The sequence below is a fragment of the Micromonospora luteifusca genome (genome assembly GCF_016907275.1).
GTDB classification, from domain to species: Bacteria; Actinomycetota; Actinomycetes; order Mycobacteriales; family Micromonosporaceae; genus Micromonospora; species Micromonospora luteifusca.
Map to the genome: position 1 here is coordinate 2,938,257 of NZ_JAFBBP010000001.1, position 19,882 is coordinate 2,958,138.

The 19,882-nt window shown below is 69.8% G+C and carries 18 protein-coding genes; 6 read left to right on the plus strand and 12 right to left on the minus strand.

Going from position 1 to position 19,882, the window contains the following annotated elements:
• Positions 1-228: 228 nt before the first annotated feature.
• Together JOD64_RS13115 and JOD64_RS13120 are read right to left on the minus strand one after the other, a co-directional pair.
• Positions 229-1,290, minus strand: coding sequence for an aspartate-semialdehyde dehydrogenase (locus tag JOD64_RS13115; RefSeq protein ID WP_204942492.1), 1,062 nt, complete (start codon positions 1,288-1,290; stop codon positions 229-231).
• A 5-nt stretch (positions 1,291-1,295) separates the two neighbouring features.
• The gene (locus tag JOD64_RS13120; RefSeq protein ID WP_204942493.1) at positions 1,296-2,561 is read right to left on the minus strand and encodes an aspartate kinase; all 1,266 of its coding nucleotides are present in this window, start codon (positions 2,559-2,561) and stop codon (positions 1,296-1,298) included.
• 260 nt (positions 2,562-2,821) lie between these two features.
• Here JOD64_RS13120 and JOD64_RS13125 point away from each other — a divergent pair, with 260 nt between their 5' ends.
• Together JOD64_RS13125 and JOD64_RS13130 are read left to right on the plus strand one after the other, a co-directional pair.
• Positions 2,822-3,610 (plus strand): hypothetical protein, encoded by a 789-nt coding sequence (locus tag JOD64_RS13125; protein ID WP_307813368.1) that lies wholly within the window; start codon positions 2,822-2,824, stop codon positions 3,608-3,610.
• Positions 3,611-3,695: 85 nt separating this feature from the next.
• The gene (locus JOD64_RS13130; protein WP_204942494.1) at positions 3,696-4,226 is read left to right on the plus strand and encodes a nitroreductase family protein; all 531 of its coding nucleotides are present in this window, start codon (positions 3,696-3,698) and stop codon (positions 4,224-4,226) included.
• Between the two features lie 13 nt (positions 4,227-4,239).
• Here the strand turns inward: JOD64_RS13130 and JOD64_RS13135 are convergent, their stop codons facing one another.
• Positions 4,240-5,232 (minus strand): ArsR/SmtB family transcription factor, encoded by a 993-nt coding sequence (locus JOD64_RS13135; protein ID WP_204942495.1) that lies wholly within the window; start codon positions 5,230-5,232, stop codon positions 4,240-4,242.
• A gap of 71 nt (positions 5,233-5,303) precedes the next feature.
• On the opposite strand from JOD64_RS13135, the gene JOD64_RS13140 reads away from it, so the two are divergent.
• Both JOD64_RS13140 and leuA read left to right on the plus strand, forming a co-directional pair.
• Entirely contained in the window at positions 5,304-6,575 is a 1,272-nt protein-coding gene (locus tag JOD64_RS13140; RefSeq protein ID WP_204942496.1) for an MFS transporter, read from the plus strand.
• 238 nt (positions 6,576-6,813) lie between these two features.
• On the plus strand, positions 6,814-8,565 hold the full coding sequence (gene leuA, locus JOD64_RS13145) for a 2-isopropylmalate synthase (RefSeq protein ID WP_204942497.1): 1,752 nt from the start codon (positions 6,814-6,816) through the stop codon (positions 8,563-8,565).
• Between the two features lie 25 nt (positions 8,566-8,590).
• Here leuA and JOD64_RS13150 read toward each other — a convergent pair whose 3' ends face one another.
• The gene (locus JOD64_RS13150) at positions 8,591-10,084 is read right to left on the minus strand and encodes an MFS transporter (protein WP_204942498.1); all 1,494 of its coding nucleotides are present in this window, start codon (positions 10,082-10,084) and stop codon (positions 8,591-8,593) included.
• A 107-nt stretch (positions 10,085-10,191) separates the two neighbouring features.
• Here JOD64_RS13150 and JOD64_RS13155 point away from each other — a divergent pair, with 107 nt between their 5' ends.
• A complete protein-coding gene (locus JOD64_RS13155; RefSeq protein WP_204942499.1) occupies positions 10,192-10,848 on the plus strand; it encodes an HNH endonuclease family protein in 657 nt (218 codons plus the stop codon).
• Entirely contained in the window at positions 10,824-11,213 is a 390-nt protein-coding gene (locus JOD64_RS13160) for a hypothetical protein (RefSeq protein ID WP_204946038.1), read from the plus strand. Before JOD64_RS13155 ends, JOD64_RS13160 begins: the two co-directional genes overlap by 25 nt.
• 78 nt (positions 11,214-11,291) lie before the next feature.
• Here the strand turns inward: JOD64_RS13160 and JOD64_RS13165 are convergent, their stop codons facing one another.
• The 8 genes from JOD64_RS13165 to JOD64_RS13200 all read right to left on the minus strand — a co-directional run bounded on the left by JOD64_RS13165 (position 11,292) and on the right by JOD64_RS13200 (position 19,787).
• Positions 11,292-12,392 carry an ABC transporter ATP-binding protein gene (locus JOD64_RS13165; RefSeq protein WP_204942500.1) on the minus strand — a complete coding sequence of 367 codons (1,101 nt, stop codon included), beginning with the start codon at positions 12,390-12,392 and terminating at the stop codon, positions 11,292-11,294.
• Positions 12,389-13,375: an ABC transporter ATP-binding protein gene (locus JOD64_RS13170; RefSeq protein ID WP_110563644.1), complete on the minus strand. Its 987-nt coding sequence runs from the start codon at positions 13,373-13,375 to the stop codon at positions 12,389-12,391. Before JOD64_RS13170 ends, JOD64_RS13165 begins: the two co-directional genes overlap by 4 nt.
• Positions 13,376-13,487: 112 nt before the next feature.
• A complete protein-coding gene (locus tag JOD64_RS13175) occupies positions 13,488-14,447 on the minus strand; it encodes an ABC transporter permease (RefSeq protein WP_204946039.1) in 960 nt (319 codons plus the stop codon).
• Positions 14,448-14,512: 65 nt separating this feature from the next.
• A complete protein-coding gene (locus tag JOD64_RS13180; RefSeq protein WP_204942501.1) occupies positions 14,513-15,520 on the minus strand; it encodes an ABC transporter permease in 1,008 nt (335 codons plus the stop codon).
• A 98-nt stretch (positions 15,521-15,618) separates the two neighbouring features.
• Positions 15,619-17,292 carry an ABC transporter substrate-binding protein gene (locus JOD64_RS13185; protein ID WP_204942502.1) on the minus strand — a complete coding sequence of 558 codons (1,674 nt, stop codon included), beginning with the start codon at positions 17,290-17,292 and terminating at the stop codon, positions 15,619-15,621.
• Positions 17,293-17,537: 245 nt separating this feature from the next.
• Positions 17,538-18,131 (minus strand): recombination mediator RecR, encoded by a 594-nt coding sequence (recR, locus tag JOD64_RS13190; protein ID WP_030328135.1) that lies wholly within the window; start codon positions 18,129-18,131, stop codon positions 17,538-17,540.
• Between the two features lie 8 nt (positions 18,132-18,139).
• The gene (locus JOD64_RS13195; RefSeq protein ID WP_239560778.1) at positions 18,140-18,448 is read right to left on the minus strand and encodes a YbaB/EbfC family nucleoid-associated protein; all 309 of its coding nucleotides are present in this window, start codon (positions 18,446-18,448) and stop codon (positions 18,140-18,142) included.
• 133 nt (positions 18,449-18,581) lie between these two features.
• The gene (locus JOD64_RS13200) at positions 18,582-19,787 is read right to left on the minus strand and encodes a hypothetical protein (RefSeq protein ID WP_204942504.1); all 1,206 of its coding nucleotides are present in this window, start codon (positions 19,785-19,787) and stop codon (positions 18,582-18,584) included.
• Positions 19,788-19,882 lie beyond the last annotated feature (95 nt).

The following is a 19,882-nucleotide window of genomic DNA, read 5'->3' on the forward strand; positions in this document are numbered from 1 at the left end:
CGACCGGTGTGGGATCACAGCAAGACGACCACCGCTTCATGGGCATGATCGACTCCATGTCGCCGATGTGGCGGTATCTCCCCCGGCGGATACCGCCATGTCGCCGACATGGAGTCGATCACGGGTCCGCGCTCCCCAGGTCGATCACGGAGTTGGGGTGCCCCGCGAACACCGGGTCGGGCGAGCCCCGGGCAGGGCGGGTCAGGCCGAGCCCCGGGGCAGGGCGGGTCAGGGGTTTATTAGCTCCTTGGCGAGGAGTTCGGCGATCTGGGCCGTGTTGAGGGCAGCGCCCTTACGGAGGTTGTCGCCCGTGACGAAGAAGTCGAGGGCGCGGGGGTCGTCCAGGGCGCGGCGGATCCGGCCGACCCAGGACGGGTCGGTGCCGACCGCGTCGATCGGCATCGGGAACTCCCCGGCTGCGGGGTCGTCGACGAGGATCACCCCGGGTGCGTTGCGTAGTGCCTCGCGGGCGCCCTCGGCGTCCACCTCGGTGCCGAAGACGGCGTGCACGGCCACCGAGTGGGCGGTGACCACCGGCACCCGCACGCAGGTGGCGGACACCTTGAGGTCGGGCAGGCCAAGGATCTTCCGCGACTCGTTGCGGATCTTCATCTCCTCGGATGACCAGCCGTCGTCGGCCGGGGAGCCGGCCCAGGGCACCACGTTGAGCGCCAGCGGGGCCGGGAACGGTCCGAGGTCGTCGCCGACCGCCTGGCGGACGTCGCCGGTGCGCGAGCCGAGCGCGCGATCTCCGGCGACCTTGGTGAGCTGGTCGTGCAGGATGTCGACGCCGGACTGGCCGGCTCCGGAGACCGCCTGGTAGGAGGCGAGGACCAGCTCCCGCAGGCCGTACTCGCGGTGCAGCGGCGCAACGGCGACGATCATCGCGAGGGTGGTGCAGTTGGCGTTCGCGATGATGCCGCGGGACCGGTTGCGGACCTCTTCGGGGTTGATCTCCGGAACGACCAGCGGAACGTCCCGGTCCATCCGGAACGCGCCGGAGTTGTCGACCGCGATCGCGCCTCGGGAGACGGCGATCGGCGCCCACTCGGCGGAGACGTCGTCGGGCACGTCGAACATCGCCACGTCGACCCCGTCGAACGCCTCGGGGGTCAGTGCCTGGACGACGAGTTCTTCGCCCCGGCAGCGCACCCGGCGCCCGACCGAGCGTTCGGAGGCGAGCAGCCGAATCTCACCCCAGACGTTGCGGCGCCCGGTGAGCAGCTCACACATGACGGTGCCGACGGCACCGGTTGCTCCGACCACGGCGAGGGTGGGCAGCGCCGTCATCGGCGCTACCTACCCGTCCCCGCGTAGACCACGGCTTCGGTGTCGCCGCCCAGCTCGAACGCGTCGTGGATGGCGCGGACGGCGGCGTCGAGGTCGGTGTCCCGGCAGACCACGGAGACCCGGATCTCGGAGGTGGAGATCATCTCGATGTTGACCCCGGCCGCGCCGAGCGCGGCGAAGAAGCCCGCGGCCACACCGGGGTGCGAGCGCATGCCGGCGCCGATCAGGGAGACCTTGCCGACGTGGTCGTCGTAGAGCAGGCCCTTGAACTTGACCGGCTCCTGGATCTTGCTGAGCGCCGCCATCGCGGTCGGGCCGTCGGCCTTGGGCAGGGTGAACGAGATGTCCGTCCGGCCGGTGCCCTCGGTGGAGACGTTCTGCACGATCATGTCGATGTTGATCTCGGCGCCGGCGACGGTATCGAAGATCCGCGCGGCAGCACCCGGCTCGTCGGGCACCCCGACGATCGTGATCTTGGCCTCGCTGCGGTCGTGCGCGACCCCGGTGATCAGTGCCTGCTCCACGGAAAGGTCCTCCATCGATCCGGTGACCATCGTGCCGGTGTTGGTCGAGTATGACGAACGGACGTGGATCGGCAACCCCGCCCGCCGGGCGTACTCCACGCTACGCAGGTGCAGCACCTTCGCGCCGCACGCGGCCAGCTCCAGCGTCTCCTCGTAGGTGATGTTCTTGATGTGCCGGGCGTTGGGCACGATCCGCGGGTCGGCGGTGAAGATGCCGTCCACGTCGGTGTAGATCTCGCAGACGTCGGCGTGCAGGGCAGCGGCGAGCGCCACGGCGGTGGTGTCGGAACCACCCCGGCCCAGCGTCGTGACGTCCTTGGTGTCCTGCGAGACACCCTGGAAGCCAGCCACGATGACCACCGACCCCTCGTCGAGCGCGCCCTTGAGCCGCCCGGGGGTCACGTCGATGATCCGTGCGCGCCCGTGCACCGAGGTGGTGATCACGCCGGCCTGTGAGCCGGTGAACGAGCGGGCTTCGTACCCCAGGTTGTGGATGGCCATGGCGAGCAACGCCATGGAGATCCGCTCCCCGGCGGTGAGCAGCATGTCCAGCTCGCGGCCCGGCGGCAGCGGGCTGACCTGGTTGGCCAGGTCGAGCAGCTCGTCGGTGGTGTCCCCCATCGCGGAGACCACCACCACCACGTCGTCGCCGGCCTTGCGGGCGGCGACGATGCGCTCGGCCACCCGCTTGATCCGCTCGGCGTTGGCGACGGAGGACCCGCCGTACTTCTGCACCACGAGTGCCACGACGGTGCACTCCCTCCCAGCGACCCTGAGCGTGCCGACGCCGCCGGAACCGGGGCCGGCGGCGCGTGTCAGACCCCTTGAGGGTATCCGGCAGGTAACGACGCCGGGTCAGGTGATCCCACCATCCGGCCCGCGCGGGGCCGGCCGGGCCGCTCCGACCAGGTCCGACGGTACGCAGGGACGGGCCAAGCCCGACACGCCGGGACGCACCCGGTACGCGCCGGTCCCCACCGACCGCCCGCACCCACCAGAATGGGCCGGTGCCCGTCCTCATCCGCTCGGCCGGCCGCGTGCTCGGGCCGCTCGTGTTCGCCCTGCCGGCTCTCCTGGTCGCCTGCACCGGCGAGCAGCCTCCAGCCCCGCCGCCCGCCGATCCAGGACCGGTCGCGGTGGACGCCGCGCGGGACGAGCTGGCCGCCCTGGCCGCGGCTGCGCAGGACCGCCATCTGGTGGCGCAGTACGTGTACAGCCAGGCGGGTCGACCGGACCGCACGATCGCGTTCACCAGCGCGAACGACGGCAGCTGGCGGGTCGACGTGCCGGGGGGCGCGTGGGGTGGCGCCGCCGACATCTCGATGGCCGCCACGACCGACGGGCTGTTCCAGTGCGCCCTGCCGTCGGCCGGCCGACCGGAGTCGGCGAGCTGCGTACGCCTCGGTGAACGCGACGACGCCATCCCGCGCCGGTCGGACCCCTGGGTCCAGCATCCGCTCACCGACTGGCTGGACGTGCTCACCGACCGGCGCGCGCCGTTGGCGGTGGCCCCGGCCAGCCCGCCCAAGGGCCTGTCCGGCGCCTGTTACTCGGTGGACTCCACCTCGGCGTCGTTGAACGCTCCGTTGGAGGTGGGTATCTACTGCTACGACCGGGACGGCACGCCGACCGGTGTCCGGACCGGGGCCGGGACGCTGAGGTTGGCCGCACCACCCGGCCCGGCGCCGGCCACCGTGCAGCTCGCCGGCCCGGTGGTGGTCGACCGGGATCCGCTCGATACCGCAGCGCCACCGACCCCTGACCCGTCGGACAGCCCGAGCGCGGGAACGTCCTGATCTTCGTCCCGTTACGGGTGCTCTTGCCCACATTCAGGTCACCCGAGCAAGGTGGGCGAATCACCCATACGGAACACTTCATCGCATGGCCGATCTCACTCCTCTGCTCGCCTACCGCTGGAGCCCTCGGGCCTTCGACCCGAGCGCCGAGCTGACCCCGGCCGAGGCGGCCTCGCTGCTGGAAGCCGCACGCTGGGCACCCTCGACGGAGAACCGGCAACCCTGGCGGTTCGCCATCGGCCACCGGCACGACGAGACCTGGAAGCGGATCCTGATCAATCTCCCGGGCAGTGACCAGGGTTGGGCCCGACACGCCGCCACCCTGGTGGTCGGCGCACACACCGGCGGCGACGCCGAGCGGGCCGCGTACGACCTCGGTCAGGCGATTGCCCACCTGACGTTGCAGGCCACCGCACTCGGCCTGCACGTGCGCCAACTCACCCACTTCGACCAGACCGGCCTCGCCACCGAACTCGACCTGCCCGGCGGCATCCGCCCGCTGGTGGTCGCCGCCGTCGGCCGGCTCGGGGACCCGTTCACGCTCCCGGCCGATCTGCGCGCCCGGGAGACCGGCCTGCGTCACCGCCGCCCGGTCGCCGATCTGCTGCTCGCCTGATCACACCGTCGAGTCACCCGCCCCGGCTGGCTCGAAGCAGCACCTTCGCTGCGTCGGTGTTGCGGTAGAGGACGTGCCGACCCTGTCGGGACCGGGAAACCAGGCCGGCGGCGTGCAGCGCGGTCAGGTGCTGCGAGACGTTTCCGGCGGACATCCTGGCGAGTCGGGCCAGGTCGGTGGTGGTCACCGCTGTCTCGAGCAGGTGCAGCAGGGCGGCTCGGCCCGGGCCGATCACCCGTGCCAGCGGGTCGCCGGGCGGCGTCGCGGCCGTCTCCCAGAGCGTTCCCACCGCCCGGACCGGGTACACCCCGGCCGGCAGCGAGTCCTCCAACAGGTTCCACAGCACCCGACGGTCGGTGAATACGCCCGGATTCAGCGCCAGCCCACGACCGCGGAGGTCGAAGTCCCGCTCGAACGGGTCGTCGCTGACCACCCGGTCACCGTGCCAGCGCAGGCTCGGGTGGAGCTGCTCGAAGAACTGACCTGCTCCGCCCTCGGCGAGCTGAGCGGCGCGGTACGCCACATCGGCGTCGAGAAGCGCGCGCATCTGCGGCCAGTCCGGGGCGATCGCCTCGTCGTACCAGACCCGCACCGCGTCGACGACCTGCGGCAGCAGCCCGCGGGGATCGGTGAGCAGCGCCCGCCCGAACGCGCCCAACGGTCGGCGCGGGGTGGTCGCCAGCAGATCCCGGACCACCACGTCCGGAGGCGTCGCCGCGATCTGGTCGAGTTGCTCGGCCATCTCCACGTTCGGCCGGGCCGCCGGGGTGAGGAAGTCAGGCAGCCAGCAATGCGGCCGGGTCAGCTCCACCAGCGGTCGGACCCGGGCGGCCACCTCGGGACGACGCAGGGTCACCCGGGCACGGTCGATCCAGGGCAGGTGCACCGCGTAGTAAACCGGGCTGGCCAGCGCCCACATGCTCATGACCGTCTCGTTGGCCGGCGACACGGCGAGCCGCACCCCGGCGACGTCGGCCAGACTGAACCGCAACTCGGACACACGCATCCCCGGCGCAGGATTCGGCCCAGGCTAAAAGAATCGACCGGGACGATGGGGGCACGGTTCACTCACCGGCCATGGAAGCCAGAGAGACCATTCGTACCGTTGTCCGAAACATCGTACCGCCGGCAGGGTTGACCCGCGCCCTGGCCGTGCAGGCCATGGTCTACGCCGTCGGCAGCGGCCTGTTCCACGCCGGCAGCGCCGTCTTCTTCACCCGGGCACTCGGGCTCAGCGCCGCCCAGGTGGGGCTGGGGCTGTCCATCGCGGCGGGGGTGTCGTTGCTGGGCACGGTGCCGCTGGGCGGGCTCACCGACCGGTACGGACCGCAGCGGGTCTGGTTGGTCGGGCTGGTGCTGAACGCCGCGCTCTTCGCGACCTACCCGTTCGTGGGCGGCTTCGCCGGATTCCTCGCCGTGGTGGTGGCTCTGGCCGCCGTGGAAGCCGCGAGCGGCGTGGCCATTCAGGTCTATTCGATCAACGCGCTCGCCCCGGCCGAACGGGTCACGGCGATGGCCTACCAGCGCTCGTTGCTGAACGTCGGCTTCGGGCTCGGTGCGGTGCTCAGCGGCCTCGTGCTGGCGGTGGACACGATCGGGGCGTACCGGGCAATGGTCTGGTTCATCTCGACGGTGTTCCTGGTGACGGCCTTCTTCGTGCGGCGACTGCCCCGGCTGCCGCAGACGACCCGACCCGTGGAGCCGATGAGCCGGCTCGCCGTGCTCCGGGACCGCCCGTTCATGGCGGTGGCACTGCTTTCCGGGCTGCTCACCGCGCACCAGACGCTCTACCTGACGGTGCTGCCGCTCTGGATCCTCACCCACACCGACGCCCCGAAGACGGTGATCGCAGGGCTGGTGCTGCTCAACACGGTCCTGATCGTGCTGCTACAGGTACGCGCGAGCCGGGGCGCCGACACCGCTGCGGACGCGGCACGGGCTTCTCGCCGGGGCGGTTTGCTGATCGCCCTGTTCTGCCTGGTCCTGCCGATCTCCGGGGTCACCCGGGGCATGCTCACCGTGGTGGTGCTGGTGGCCGCCGCGACGGTACTGATCCTGGCCGAGCTGATCGAGTCGGCGGGCGCGTGGGGGCTCACCGCCGCCCTGCCGCCAGCCTCCCAACGTGGCGCGTACGTGGGGGCGTTCCGGCTCGGGACACAGGTGCAGTACCTGATCGCCCCGGCCGGACTGACCGCGCTCGGGGTGACCACCGGCGGGTGGGGATGGTTACCGGCCGCAGCGATCTTCGCGCTGGTCGGGCTGGCGATCGTGCCCGTGGTGGCCTGGGCCGGACGGACGCCGCGGCTGGTTGCCGATGACCCGGAGCCGGCCATGGCCCCGGTCCCATAGTCCGGACCTGCCTTCCCACCTCCCCCTCCATCACGTAGGGTGACTTGGTCATGTGGCGGGCGCTTCTTCTCCTTAGCCGCCGCGACGAGGCCTGACCGGCCGGCACCTCGTCGCGGAGTTGCATCGCGCCGTCCAGCACATCTGAGTTTTCCGATCGGCATCGCCGCGCATCGTCGCCTGGCATCTCGCCGACACCTTTCGATCTGCTGACGCCACATGTTCCAGGGAGCACTCTGAGATGGCTCAACCTGTCACCGACGCCGAGACTGATCCGATCGCCCGGCAACGCCCGAGCCGGATGCCGTACCACCGCTACCAGCCGTACCGGGAGGAGTTCCGGGTCGACCTGCCGGACCGCGCCTGGCCCACCCGGCACATCGACGCCGCCCCACGCTGGTGCGCGGTGGATCTCCGCGACGGCAACCAGGCGCTGATCGACCCGATGTCGCCCGAGCGCAAGCGCCGGATGTTCCAGCTGCTGGTCCAGATGGGCTACAAGGAGATCGAGGTCGGCTTCCCGTCGGCCAGCCAGACCGACTTCGACTTCGTCCGGCAGCTCATCGAGCAGGACATGATCCCGGACGACGTCACCATCCAGGTGCTCACCCAGTGTCGGGAGCACCTGATCGACCGGACGTTCGAGTCGCTGCGCGGTGCGAAGCGGGCCATCGTGCACTTCTACAACTCGACGTCCACCCTCCAGCGCCGGGTGGTCTTCGGCCTGGACAAGGACGGCATCGCCGACATCGCCACCACCGGGGCCCGGCTCTGCCAGAAGTACGCCGAGATCCACACCCCGGACACGGACATCTTCTACGAGTACTCGCCGGAGTCGTACACGGGCACCGAGCTGGAGTACGCGCTGGAGGTCTGTTCCCGGGTGATCGACGTGATCGACCCGACGCCCGACCGGCCGCTGATCATCAACCTGCCGGCCACGGTCGAGATGGCCACGCCCAACGTGTACGCCGACTCGATCGAGTGGATGCACCGGCACCTGCCGCGCCGGGACAGCGTGGTGTTGAGCCTGCACCCGCACAACGACCGGGGCACCGGGGTCGCCGCCGCCGAGCTGGGCCTGCTCGCGGGCGCGGACCGCATCGAGGGTTGCCTGTTCGGCAACGGCGAGCGCACCGGCAACGTGGACCTGGTGACGCTGGGCCTCAACATCTTCTCCCAGGGCATCGATCCGATGATCGACTTCTCGAACATCGACGAGATCCGGCGAGCCGTCGAGTACTGCAACCAACTGCCGGTGCACGAGCGCCACCCGTACGCGGGCGACCTCGTCTACACCGCCTTCTCCGGCTCCCACCAGGACGCCATCAAGAAGGGCTTCGACGCCCTCGCCGCCGACGCCAAGGCAGCCGGCGTACCGCTGGACGAGCACACCTGGGCCGTGCCGTATCTGCCGATCGACCCCAAGGACCTGGGCCGCACCTACGAGGCGGTCATCCGGGTCAACTCGCAGTCCGGCAAGGGCGGCGTCGCGTACATCATGAAGAGCGAGCACCAACTGGACCTGCCCCGCCGGCTCCAGATCGAGTTCTCCGGTGTGGTTCAGCACGTCACCGACCACGACGGCGGCGAGGTCGACCCGAGCGCCATGTGGGAGATCTTCGCGACGCACTACCTGCTCGACCACCAGCCCGACCCGGCGGTCCGGCTGGCCAGCTACTCGATCGGCACCACCGACGGCAAGGTCGAGATCGAGGCCCAGGTCGGCGTGGGCACCGAGCAGCGCTCGCTCGTCGCGGTCGGCAACGGCCCGATCGACGCGTACGTCAACGCGCTCCAGTCGATCGGGGTGGGCGTGCGGGTGCTCGACTACCACGAGCACGCGCTCTCCTCCGGCGGGGACGCGCAGGCAGCCGCGTACGTGGAGTGTGAGGTGGACGGGCGGACGGTCTGGGGTGTCGGCACCGACGCCAACATCGTCACCGCCTCGATCAAGGCGGTCACCAGCGCGGTCAACCGCGCCCGCCGCTGACCTACGCGCGACCCCCCCGGGGCAGCTACTTCGGGGGTGTCGCGGCGGGCAGCGAATGGCAGGGCTGGGACGGCGGGGCGTCCCGGGGCGGTCGGTGGACCAGCAGGAGGGCCAGCACCGCGCCCACCACGAGCAGGCCGGCGCACAGTTCCATCGCACCTCGGAACGCGTCGGTCAGCTCAGCCTTCTGCTCGTAGCCGCCCCCGGAGAGGCCGACCAGCAGCGGCAACGCCGCCACCGCGAGCAGGCTACCGGCGCGGGACGCGGCGTTGTTGAAACCGCTGGCCACCCCGGAGAACCGGTCCTGCACGGCAGCCAGCACCGACGCGGTCAGCGGTGCCACCACCAGGGTCAGCCCGATGCCGAAGAGCAGCACCCCGGGCAGCACGTCCGTCCAGTACGACGCACCCGGCCCGATGCCGCGCAGCAGCAGCAGACCGACCGCGGCGATCACCGGCCCGACGGTCAGCGGCAGTCGCGGCCCGATCCGTGCCGACAGGGCACCTGTCCGAGCAGACCCGATCAGCAGCAGCAGGGTCATCGGCAGCAACGCGATGCCGGTGCGGAAGGCCGACCATTCGACCACGTTCTGCAGATACACGGCGAAGAAGAAGGTGAAGCCGCCGAGCGCCGCGTACACGACCACGGTGAAGAGGTTCAGCACCGAGAAGAGTCGGCTGCTGAACAGCCCGGTGGGTAGCATCGCCCCGTCGCCGCGGCGCCGTTCGAGCAGCACGAAGGCCGCCGCGGAGAGCAGGCCGACGAGCGCGGCGATCAGCACCGGCGCCGAGTCGTAGCCGCGGGTCGGCGCGTCGATCAGGGCGTACGTGACGCCGGCGAGCGCGAGCGCTCCGAGCAGTGCTCCTCCGACGTCGAACCGCCGTCGCGTCCGTCCCGGCCCAGCGGTCCGCGAGGCGCTCTCGTCTCTGCTTTCGGGCACCCAGCGCATCGCGGCCAGCACCACCAGCACGGCGATCGGCAGGTTGAGAAAGAAGATCCAGCGCCAGGACAGCGCGTCGATCAGCCAGCCCCCGATGAACGGGCCCAGCGCGGTGGACACCCCGGACAGCCCGGCCCAGGCGCCGATGGCCCGGCCCCGGTCATCCGGGTGGAAACTGGCCTGCAGAACCGACAGCGATCCGGGCGTGAGCAGCGCACCGCCGGCACCCTGGATGAACCGGGCCGCGATCAGCCAACCGGTCCCCTGGGCCAACCCGCACAGCACGGAGGCGGCGGTGAACCAGACCACGCCGATGAGGAAGATGCGTCGCCGACCGAAGCGGTCCCCGAGTGCGCCGCCGAGCAGCACGAACGCAGCCAACATCAGCAGGTAGCCATTGATGGTCCACTGGAGATCGGATACGTTCGCGCCGAGGTCCTGCCCGAGCTTCGGCAACGCCACGTTGACGACAGTTGTGTCGAGGAAGACCATGCCGGAGGCGAGAACGGCGGCGAGCAACGTCCCCCGACCGGCGGCGGTCCCCATTCGGAGGGCGGGCGCCGGTACGGGTGCGGTCATCCCACCAATCTGCCTTGCACCATGTGGGAGACGCCACGAAACGCCGAAACCATCCCCGGGTACTGTGCGCAATCGCCGGGAGACCGCAAGCTGGAGAGGTGTCGTCTGTGCGTACCAGATCAGGACCGCGAGCGGCGGTGGCCGCGCTCGCCGCGGCGCTGGCGCTCAGCGTGGCCGGTTGCGTCCCGCAGGACGAGCCGGACACGCCGCCGCCGAGCGACGGCGGCAGCGCCATGGAGCAACTCGGTCAGCTCACCGTTGCCACCGCTGGCTCGATGAAGGGCTACAGCCGAGACCACTTCCCGCACTGGCGGGACACGGGCAAGAACTGCGACGTGCGGGACAGCATCCTCCAGCGTGACGGCAAGGAGGTGAAGCTCTCCGGCTGCAACGTGGTCGATGGTCGCTGGGAGAGCGTGTACGACGGCCGCAGCGCCGCCGATCCCTCCGAGGTGGACATCGACCACATGGTGCCGTTGGCCAATGCGTGGCGCTCGGGTGCCGACGAGTGGGACGACGCGAAGCGCGGTGACTTCGCCAACGACACCACCCGTCCGCAACTCCTCGCGGTTTCCGCGTCCTCAAACCGGTCAAAGGGTGACCAGGACCCTTCGCAGTGGAAGCCGGCTAACCGGTCGTACTGGTGCAAGTACGCTGAAAGTTGGGTAACGGTCAAGCACTACTGGCGGCTGACGGTGACCAGCGCCGAGAAGACCGCCCTGACCGAGATGTTGGAGGGCTGTTCAGTGGGGAGCGATTCGTGAGCACTGCCGGGGAGAGCGGCCCGTCCGCCGCCGGCATGACCGCGGACGGCACCGCCGAGGCTCCCGCCGCCGTGCCGGGTGCCGGCATGGTCGCCGATTCGGGCGGTTCGGCTGGCCCGCAGAGCCGCACCACCGACATCGTGCCCGGCCCTGGCGGCGTGATGACCGATGAGGTCGGCGTCGTCACCGGCGACCTGACCCTGCGCACCGAGTACGCGGACGGCAAGATCACCCTCCGGGTGCAGTACAAGGACGCGGACGAGTGGTACACGGTAACCGGCGCGTCGGTCGCGCTGGCCGACCCGGCAGGGCTGGACGCGGTACACGGTGTCGCGGTGGGCCTGCTGCACCGTCCCGAGGGTTGAGCCGCCGCGAGGGTTGAGCCGCCGCCAGACCGCATACCGGCTCAGGGGCCGTCCTGTTCGGGACGGCCCCTGGCGGCGTCACGGGGTCGGGATCAGCTCGCCCGGCGGGTCGACGGGGCCGGTGCCCTCGGCCGGGCGGACCAGTTCCACCTCGACCTCGTGCGGCCGGATCGTGCCGGCAGCGATGTCCTCGGCGAAGTGGCAGGCCACCCGATGCCCGCCGACCACGTCGCGCAACTGCGGCCGCTCGTCGGCGCACCGGGTCGGCTGCGCCCACGGGCACCGGGTGTGGAACCGGCAGCCCGACGGCGGGTTCGTCGGGGAGGGCAGGTCGCCGGCGAGCAGAATCCGCTCCCGGCGGTCCTCGACGAGCGGATCGGGCACCGGCACCGCGGACATCAGCGCTCGGGTGTACGGGTGCATCGGCTCGCGGTAGAGGTCGTCGCTGGACGCCTCCTCCACCAGCCCGCCGAGGTACATGACACCCACCGTGTCGGCGATGTGCCGGACCACCGCCAGGTCGTGGGCGATGATCAGGTACGTCAGGCCGCGCTCGTTCTGCAGGTCCTCCAGCAGGTTGAGCACCTGGGCCTGGATGGACACGTCCAGCGCGGAGACCGGCTCGTCGGCGACGATCAGGTCCGGGTTGAGCACCAGCGCCCGGGCGATGCCGATCCGCTGCCGCTGGCCGCCGGAGAACTCGTGCGGGTATTTGCTCAGGGACGACGCGGGGAGGCCGACCGCTTCCAGCGTCTCGCGCAGCCGCCGGTTCGTTTCGGCCTTGTCGTTGGCCAGCCCGTGCGCCTTGAGTCCTTCCACCAACAGCGACTCCACCGACTGCCGGGGGTCGAGGCTGGAGAGCGGGTCCTGGAAGATCATCTGCATCCGGCGGCGGGCGTGCCGCATCGCCTCACCCTTGAGGGCGCGGACGTCGGTGCCGTCGAAGATGATCTCGCCCTCGGTCGGCTCGACGAGCCGCAGCAGGCCGCGACCGAGCGTCGACTTGCCGCATCCCGACTCACCGACCAGGCCGTACGTCTCACCCTTGCGGATGCTCAGCGACACGCCGTCCACCGCGTAGACGTACCCGACGGTGCGATCGAAGAGCAGGCCGCTCTTGATCGGGAAGTGGACCTTGACGTCGCGCAGCTCGATCAGGGGTTCGGTCTGTTCGGTCATCGGACCGCCACCTCCTCGGAGACGGGGTTGTTGCAGCGGAGGTCACCGCCGGTGGCGGTGGGTTCGAGCGGCGGGGGCCCTTCCAGGCACGCGTCCACGACGTTGTCGCAGCGCGGCGCGAACGCGCAACCCTCGACCCACGGGATGTTGTCGGCGACCGACCCGCGGATCGCGTGCAGCCGCTCACCGCGCGGTGAGTCCAGCCGGGGCACCGAGTTGAGCAACCCGTGCGTGTACGGGTGCCGGGCATGCGCGAACAGCTCGTGCCGCCGCTCCCGCTCGACCACCTTGCCGCCGTAGAGCACGTTCACGGTGTCGCAGAGCCCGGCCACCACACCCAGATCGTGCGTGATCATGACGAGTGCGGTGCCGGTTTCGTCGACCAACTGCTTGAGCAGGGTGAGGATCTGCGCCTGGATGGTCACGTCGAGCGCGGTCGTCGGCTCATCGGCGATCAGCAGTCGAGGCTTGCAGGCCAGCGCGATGGCGATCAGCGCGCGCTGGCGCATTCCGCCGGAAATCTGGTGCGGGTATTCCGTGAGCCGCCGCTGCGGGTCGGGAATTCCGACCGCGTCGAGCAACTCCCGCGATTCGCGCAGCGCCTGCTTGCGGTCCCGGCCCTGGTGTCGCTCCAACACCTCGGCGACCTGGATCCCGATCGGGATGACGGGATTCAGCGAGGAGAGCGGGTCCTGGAAGATCATGCTGATCTCCCGACCGCGTCGGTCGCGCATGTCGTCCGGCCGCAGCTTCAGCAGGTCGGTGCCCTCGAAGAGCACCTCCCCGGTCACCTTGTTACCTCGCTTGGGCAACAGGCCCATGATGGCCAGGCTGGTCACGCTCTTACCGCAACCGGACTCGCCGACCAGGCCAACCGTCTGCCCCGGCTCCACCGTAAAGCTGACCTTGTCCACGGCGGTGAAGGGCCGCTCGCCTCGCCGCTGGAACACGACGCTCAGGTCACGGACGTCGAGCAGGCTCATCGAGTCACTTCCTCACTGCTTTGGTCCTTCGCTCGCGACTGCGGGGCTCGCAAGCTCACTCCTCGCGCTCGCCCGAGACGGGTGCCGGCCGTGCTGCTGGCGCTCACCGTCGTCACCGCCGGTTCTTCGGGTCGATCGCCTCACGCATCGCCTCACCCAGCAGGGTGAAGCCGAGCGCGACCACGATGATCGCGAGCGCGGGGAAGTACGCCAACTCCGGACGAACCTCGAAATAGCGCTGACCGTCCACGCCGAGCATCAGACCCCACTCCGCCCGGTTGATGTCCGGGTCGCCGAGGCCCAGGAAGGAAAGCGCCGCGGCGTCCAGAATGGCCACCGCGAAGGTCAGGGTGGCCTGCACGATCACCGCGGTCAACGAGTTGGGCAACATGTGCCGCAGCACGATGTTGCGCTCCTTGACGCCGAGCGCGCGGGCGGCGAGCACGTGGTCGCTCTCCCGCTGGGCCAGCATCGAGCCGCGCAGCAGCCGGGCGAAGATCGGCACGCTCACGATGGCCACCGCGAAGATGACCGTCCACTGGCTCGACCGGCTGGCCATCGCGACCAGGGTGATCGCGAGCAGCAGGCTGGGCAGGGCCAGCATCACGTCGGTGAGTCGCATCAGGACGACGTCGACCCAGCCGCCGAAGGCACCGGCGATCGCGCCGATCAGCACGCCGAGCGCGAGACCGATGAGGGTGGCGAGCACACCGACGAAGAGCGTCTGCCGGGCGCCGTAGATCATGCGGGACAGGAAGTCCCGGCCGAGCGGATCGGAGCCGAGCGGGAATTCGCCGCTGGCGCCCGGGATCGTGTCGACGGTGAGGTTCTTCGTCAGCTCGTCGAAGCGCTGCACCGGATCGTGTGGGGCGATCAGCGGAGCGAAGATCGCCACCAGGACGAACAGCCCCACGATGCCGGCTCCGAGGATGGCGACCGGGTTGCGCCGCAGTCGGCGTACGGCGTCGCGGACGAGGCTGACCCCGCCACGGTCGGCGGCGCTCGCCCGGGCCAACTCGTCGAGCCGGGCCTTCTTACGGTCGCCGAGCACGCCGATGCTGCGCTCGCTCATGCCGGGGCGTGGCTTGTCGTCCCCGCTGCGGGGAGCCGGCGTGCCGGCCTGGGTGATCGGGTCACTCATCGCACACGCACCCTCGGGTCGATGAAGGCGTAGGAGAGGTCAACCAGCAGGTTGACCACCACGAAGACCAGCGCGGCGAGCAGGATGATCGCCTGGAGCACCGGGTAGTCCCGGCCGCCGCTGATCGAGTCGGTGATCAGCGTGCCGATGCCGCCCCAGTTGTAGACCTTCTCGGTGAGCACCGCGCCGGAGAGCAGCGCGCCGGTCTGCAGACCGATTGTCGTGACCACCGGCAGCAGCGCGTTGCGCAGGATGTGCCGGCCACGAATCGTGCGGTGCCGCAAGCCCTTCGCCTCGGCGGTCCGCACGTAGTCCTCGTTCAGCACGTCGAGCACGCTGGCCCGGGTGATCCGCACGATCACCGCCAGCGGGATGGTGGCGAGCGTGATCGCCGGCAGGATCAGATGCCACAGCGCGTCGGCGCTGGCATCGAACTCCCGGGTCAGCAGGCCGTCGAGCACGAAGAACCCGGTGACATTGGTGTTGTCCAGGCCGGTGGTGAGCCGCCCGGACGGCGGGAACCAGTGGATGTTCTGCGTGAAGACGTCCTTGAGCAGGTAGCCCAGGAAGAAGATCGGGATCGAGATGCCGAGCAGGGTGCCGGCGATGGTGAGGTTGTCCAGCGAGCGTCCACGCCAACGCGCGGCGAGGTAGCCGAGCGGCACCCCGAGACCGACCGCGATGATCATCGCGGCGAGGGCCAGCTCGATGGTGGCCGGGAAGGCGCGGCTGATGACGTCGGTGACCGGGTCACCGGTCCGGATCGAGTTGCCGAAATCGCCGGTCACCACCCGCTGCATGAACTTGCCGTACTGCACCAGGATCGGCTGGTCGTAGCCGAGCGCCTTGGTCAGCAGGGCGCGGCGCTCGGGCGTGGCCCGCTCGCCGAGCAGCGCCTCGACCGGGCCTCCGGGCAGGTTCCGCAGCCAGATGAAGATCAGCGCCGACAGCGCTATGAGGGTCACCACCAACTGCAGCAGGCGGCGAACTATGACTCGCAACATCTCTCACACACCAGACTCTCGATGATCGCGGAATCGGCCCGGGCCGGGAGGAGCCCCGGACCCGGGCCGATCACGCCTACGACGTCAGCCGATGAACGTCACTTGCTGATGCTGACCGTGTTGAACCGCTCGTCGGTCAACGGGCTGGCAACCAGACCCTTGACGTCCTTGGTGACGACGATGGCCGGCGGGGCGTGCCAGAGCGGCACGGCCGGCAGCCACTTGGCGGCGATGTCCCGGTTGACCTGCTCCCAGGCCGCCTTCTTGCCGGCGTCGTCGACGGTGCCGTCGGCCTTGGCGATGGCGTCGAACATCTCGGTCATCGACTGGTCACCGAACTCGGCCTTGGCACGGCCGAAGAAGGTGCCGACGAAGTTGCCCGGGTCGTTGTAGTCACCGGTCCAGCCGAGGATGTGCAGGTCGTGCTTGCCGAACTGCTGCACGTCGTCCTTGAAGCCACCGTTCCACGGGCGAGGCACACCGTTGACCTTGATGCCGACGGCCTGCAGGTCGTTGGCGAGGACGGTGAAGATCTCCTGCGGGTTCGGCATGTACGGCCGGGTGACGTCCGGCGGGTAGTAGAAGTTCAGCGTCAGACCCTCGGCGCCGGCCTCCTTGAGGAGCTGCTTGGCCTTGTCCGGGTTGTACTCGTACTTCTGCACGTCCGGGGCGTAGCCGAGCACGGTGTCCGGCTGGAACTCGTCGGCGACCTTGGCGCCACCCGGGCCCTTGGTCTGCACCAGCTGCTGGCGGTTGAGCGCGTAGGCGATCGCCTGGCGCACCCGCAGGTCCTTGAGCTTCGGGTTCTTCTGGTTGAGGCCCAGGTAGAGGATGTTGAACGCCGGGCGGTTGACGACCTGGAAGCCCTCACCCTCAAGCGCCTTGCGGTCGGCCGGGGCCGGGAAGTCGATGCCCTGGACGGTGCCGGCACGGAGCTCCTGCTTGCGGGTGCTCTCGTCCTTGATGATCTTGATGATCACCTTGTCTACCTTGGCCTTGTCGCCGTAGTAGTCAGCGTTCCGGTTCAGGGTGATCTCGTTCTTGGCCTTGTCCCACCCACCGAAGGTGAACGGACCGGTGCCAACCGGGTGCTCGTTGGCGAACGCGCTGTACGAGAACGAGTCACCGTTCTGCGTGACCGTGTTGGCGTCGTACTTCTTGAGCGCCTCGGGGCTCGCGATCGACAGCGAGGTCAGCGCGAAGGCACCGGGGAAGGCGCCCTTGTACTTGTTCAGGGTCAGGACGGCGGTTCCGTCGTCCTTGGCCTCGCACTTGTTGTAGATCGACTCGCCGGCACCCTCGGCCTCGTTCTTGGCGAACCCGCCGAAGGTGTCCATGTAGTAGATCATCTGGGACTGGGCGGCAGCGCCCTTCATGTTGTACCAGCGGTCGAAGTTGAAGCAGACCGCGGCGGCGTTGAACGGCGTCCCGTCGTGGAACTTCACGCCCTGGCGGAGCTTGAACGTCCAGACCTTGCCGTCCGGGTCGTGCTCCCAGGTCTCGGCCAGCCCACCCTCGAGGTCCGCGGTGCCCGGCTTGTGGGTCACCAGGGTGTCGAACATCTGCCGGACCGGCCGGAACGACTCACCGTCATCGTTGAAGATCGGATCGAAGTTCTTCGGGTCACCGGCACCCGCGAAGATGAAGGTGCCGCCAGTCTTGGCCTCGCCACTGTCGCCGTCGCGCTCGCTCTTCGCGCAGCCGGCCGCGCCGACCGCCAGAGCGGCAACGGCCGCGATGGCCACGGCCGTTTTAAGCCTTCTCGCCTGCATCTCTCACCTCTGTCATGCGCATGACCACGCCGAGCTGTGGCTCGGTCCGTGTGCGGGAGGCTATGACATGTCACACGCGATGCGGAACGGCCGTCAGGCAATCGCTACCAAGCCGACACCTTCCGCCGGGGTCTGACAGTCGACGGCACGGTGAATACATGGAGCGACACATCGATCCACACGGGGCCCGGGCACCACGACGGGGGTGGCACCGTCGACGACGGCACCACCCCCGGGGGTACGACTCAGACGGCCCGGCGACCCTCGAAGGCCCGGCCGAGGGTGATCTCGTCGGCGTACTCCAGGTCGCCGCCGACCGGCAGCCCGCTGGCGAGCCGGGTCACCGAGATCCCCATCGGCTTCACCATCAGCGCCAGGTAGGTGGCGGTCGCCTCGCCCTCGGTGTTCGGGTCGGTGGCCAGGATCAACTCCCGCACCCCGCCACCACCGAGCCGGATCATCAGCTCCCGGATGCGCAGATTGTCCGGGCCGATCCCCTCCAGCGGATTGATCGCGCCACCCAGCACGTGGTAGCGACCGCGGAACTCACCGGTCCGCTCGATGGCCACCACGTCCTTGGGCTCCTCCACCACGCACAGCACCTCGTCGGTGCGGCGCGGGTCGCGGCAGATCCGGCACTGCTCGGACTCGGCCACGTTGTAGCAGGTCGTGCAGAACCGCACCAGCTCCTTGACCTTGCGCAGCGCGCCGGCCAGCCGGTTGACGTCGGCAGGATCCGCCGACAGGACGTGGAACGCGATCCGCTGAGCGCTCTTCGGGCCCACGCCCGGCAGCCGGCCCAGTTCGTCGATCAGATCCTGAATGGCACCTTCGTACATCTGCCGGCTCAGAAACCGGGCAGGCCGAGGCCGCCCATGCCACCGGTGACCGGGCCCATCTTGCGCTCGGTCAGCTCCCGTGCCGCCTCGGCGGCGTTGTGCACGGCCGCAACGACCAGGTCTTCCAGAGTCTCCACGTCGTCCGGGTCGACGGCCTTCGGGTCGATCTTGATGGCCTTGAGCTCACCGGCACCGGAGACGGTCGCGGTGACCAGCCCACCGCCGGCGGTGCCGGTCAGCTCGGCCTCGGCCAACTCGGCCTGAGCGGCGGCGATCTGCTGCTGCATCTTCTGCGCCTGCTTCAGCATCTGCTGCATGTTCGGCTGTCCACCTGGGCGCACGGATGGCTCCTTCTCGCACTCGTCTGATCGACCGCCGCCCAGCCTATCCGCTGGGACCGACCTCACCTCGCCCGGTGCGTCCGCCCACGCCGAGCCTTCCGGCCACTGCTCAGAGCCGGTCGTACTGGTTGCGAAGCAGGGACTCGACGACGGGCACGGTTTCCGACGGCCCGCCGACCACGCTGACGATCACGACGACCTTGGCCCGGCCCGCGACGGCCCACACGCCGGCCCGCTCGGCACCAACGAAGACCGCCGCCCCCGGCACGTCGGCGAGCGGGGTCGCCTCGCCGGGAGTTGCCTGCCGTAAGTCGGCGTAGGAACGCTGGAACTGGTCAGCCGACGCCGACGAACTGAACTGGACCAGGGTGATCGATACGGCAGCATCGTCCGGGCGCGTCCAGGCCGTGCCAGCCACGTGGACCACGTCGTCGCCCGCCTGCTCGGCGAGCAGGTTCGCCCGTGCCGGGGAGAGCGGCAGAATCCGGCCCAGGTCGACCCGGTCGTCCGCTGCGGCCGGCGCGGTGGGTGCCGAATCGGGCGGAGCCACCACCACCAACGCGCCGAGCTCGGCGGGCTGCTCATCCACCGAGTCATCTACCGAGTGGATCGCCCGCCAGGTAACCACGCCAAGGATGGTGGCCACACCGAGAACCGTCAGCACGCCGACGATCGGTCCCGGTCGCCGCCACCACGGCGCTGCCGATCGGGCGTTCCGCCGTGAACCCTGCCAAACGAAGGGGGTCGAGTCCGGCGCAGCCGACGGGTCTGTCGCGATGGGCTCATCGGCCGGTAGGGCGGGTGGTGCCTCCGGCGCGGCGGGGGTCGACAGCTCCGGCAGGGTCGTCACGGCGCGCATCAGCAACGCCACCCCGAGGAGGCCGAGCCACACACCGCCGAGGAATTCCGTACTGGGGTTGGCCTGCAGCGGAAAGCCGCTGACGTCGATGGCGGCCGTGCCGGGAAGGAGGGTGCCGACTGCCAGAACCACGCCGAGCAGCATCGCGGCCAGCCGCAGACCGAACCGCCACGGCGGGCGCAACCAGGCCACCACCAGCAGCACCAGCAGCGCGCCCCATCCGACGCACAGCGGTTGCCAGTAGCCCGCAAGGTCGGTCAACGCGAACGTCCGCACCTCGGTCGGCGGACGATGACCGAGAAGCCGATCAACGACGGCCTGACCGGGGCGCACCGCCACCCACGACATCGACCACGCCCACAACAGCGCGGCCAGACCAGCGACCGCCAGCACTGCGGCCTTGATATGGCGACGGCTGGTGTCGGCGACCCCCTGTGGAGCGGAGGTGATCTTCATGGCGCACATCATGACAGTGCCCGCAACACCTTCCACCCCGGCTTGAACTGCCTGCCGGGTACGGCTACCTCTACCCCGAACCAACCATCTGTCGG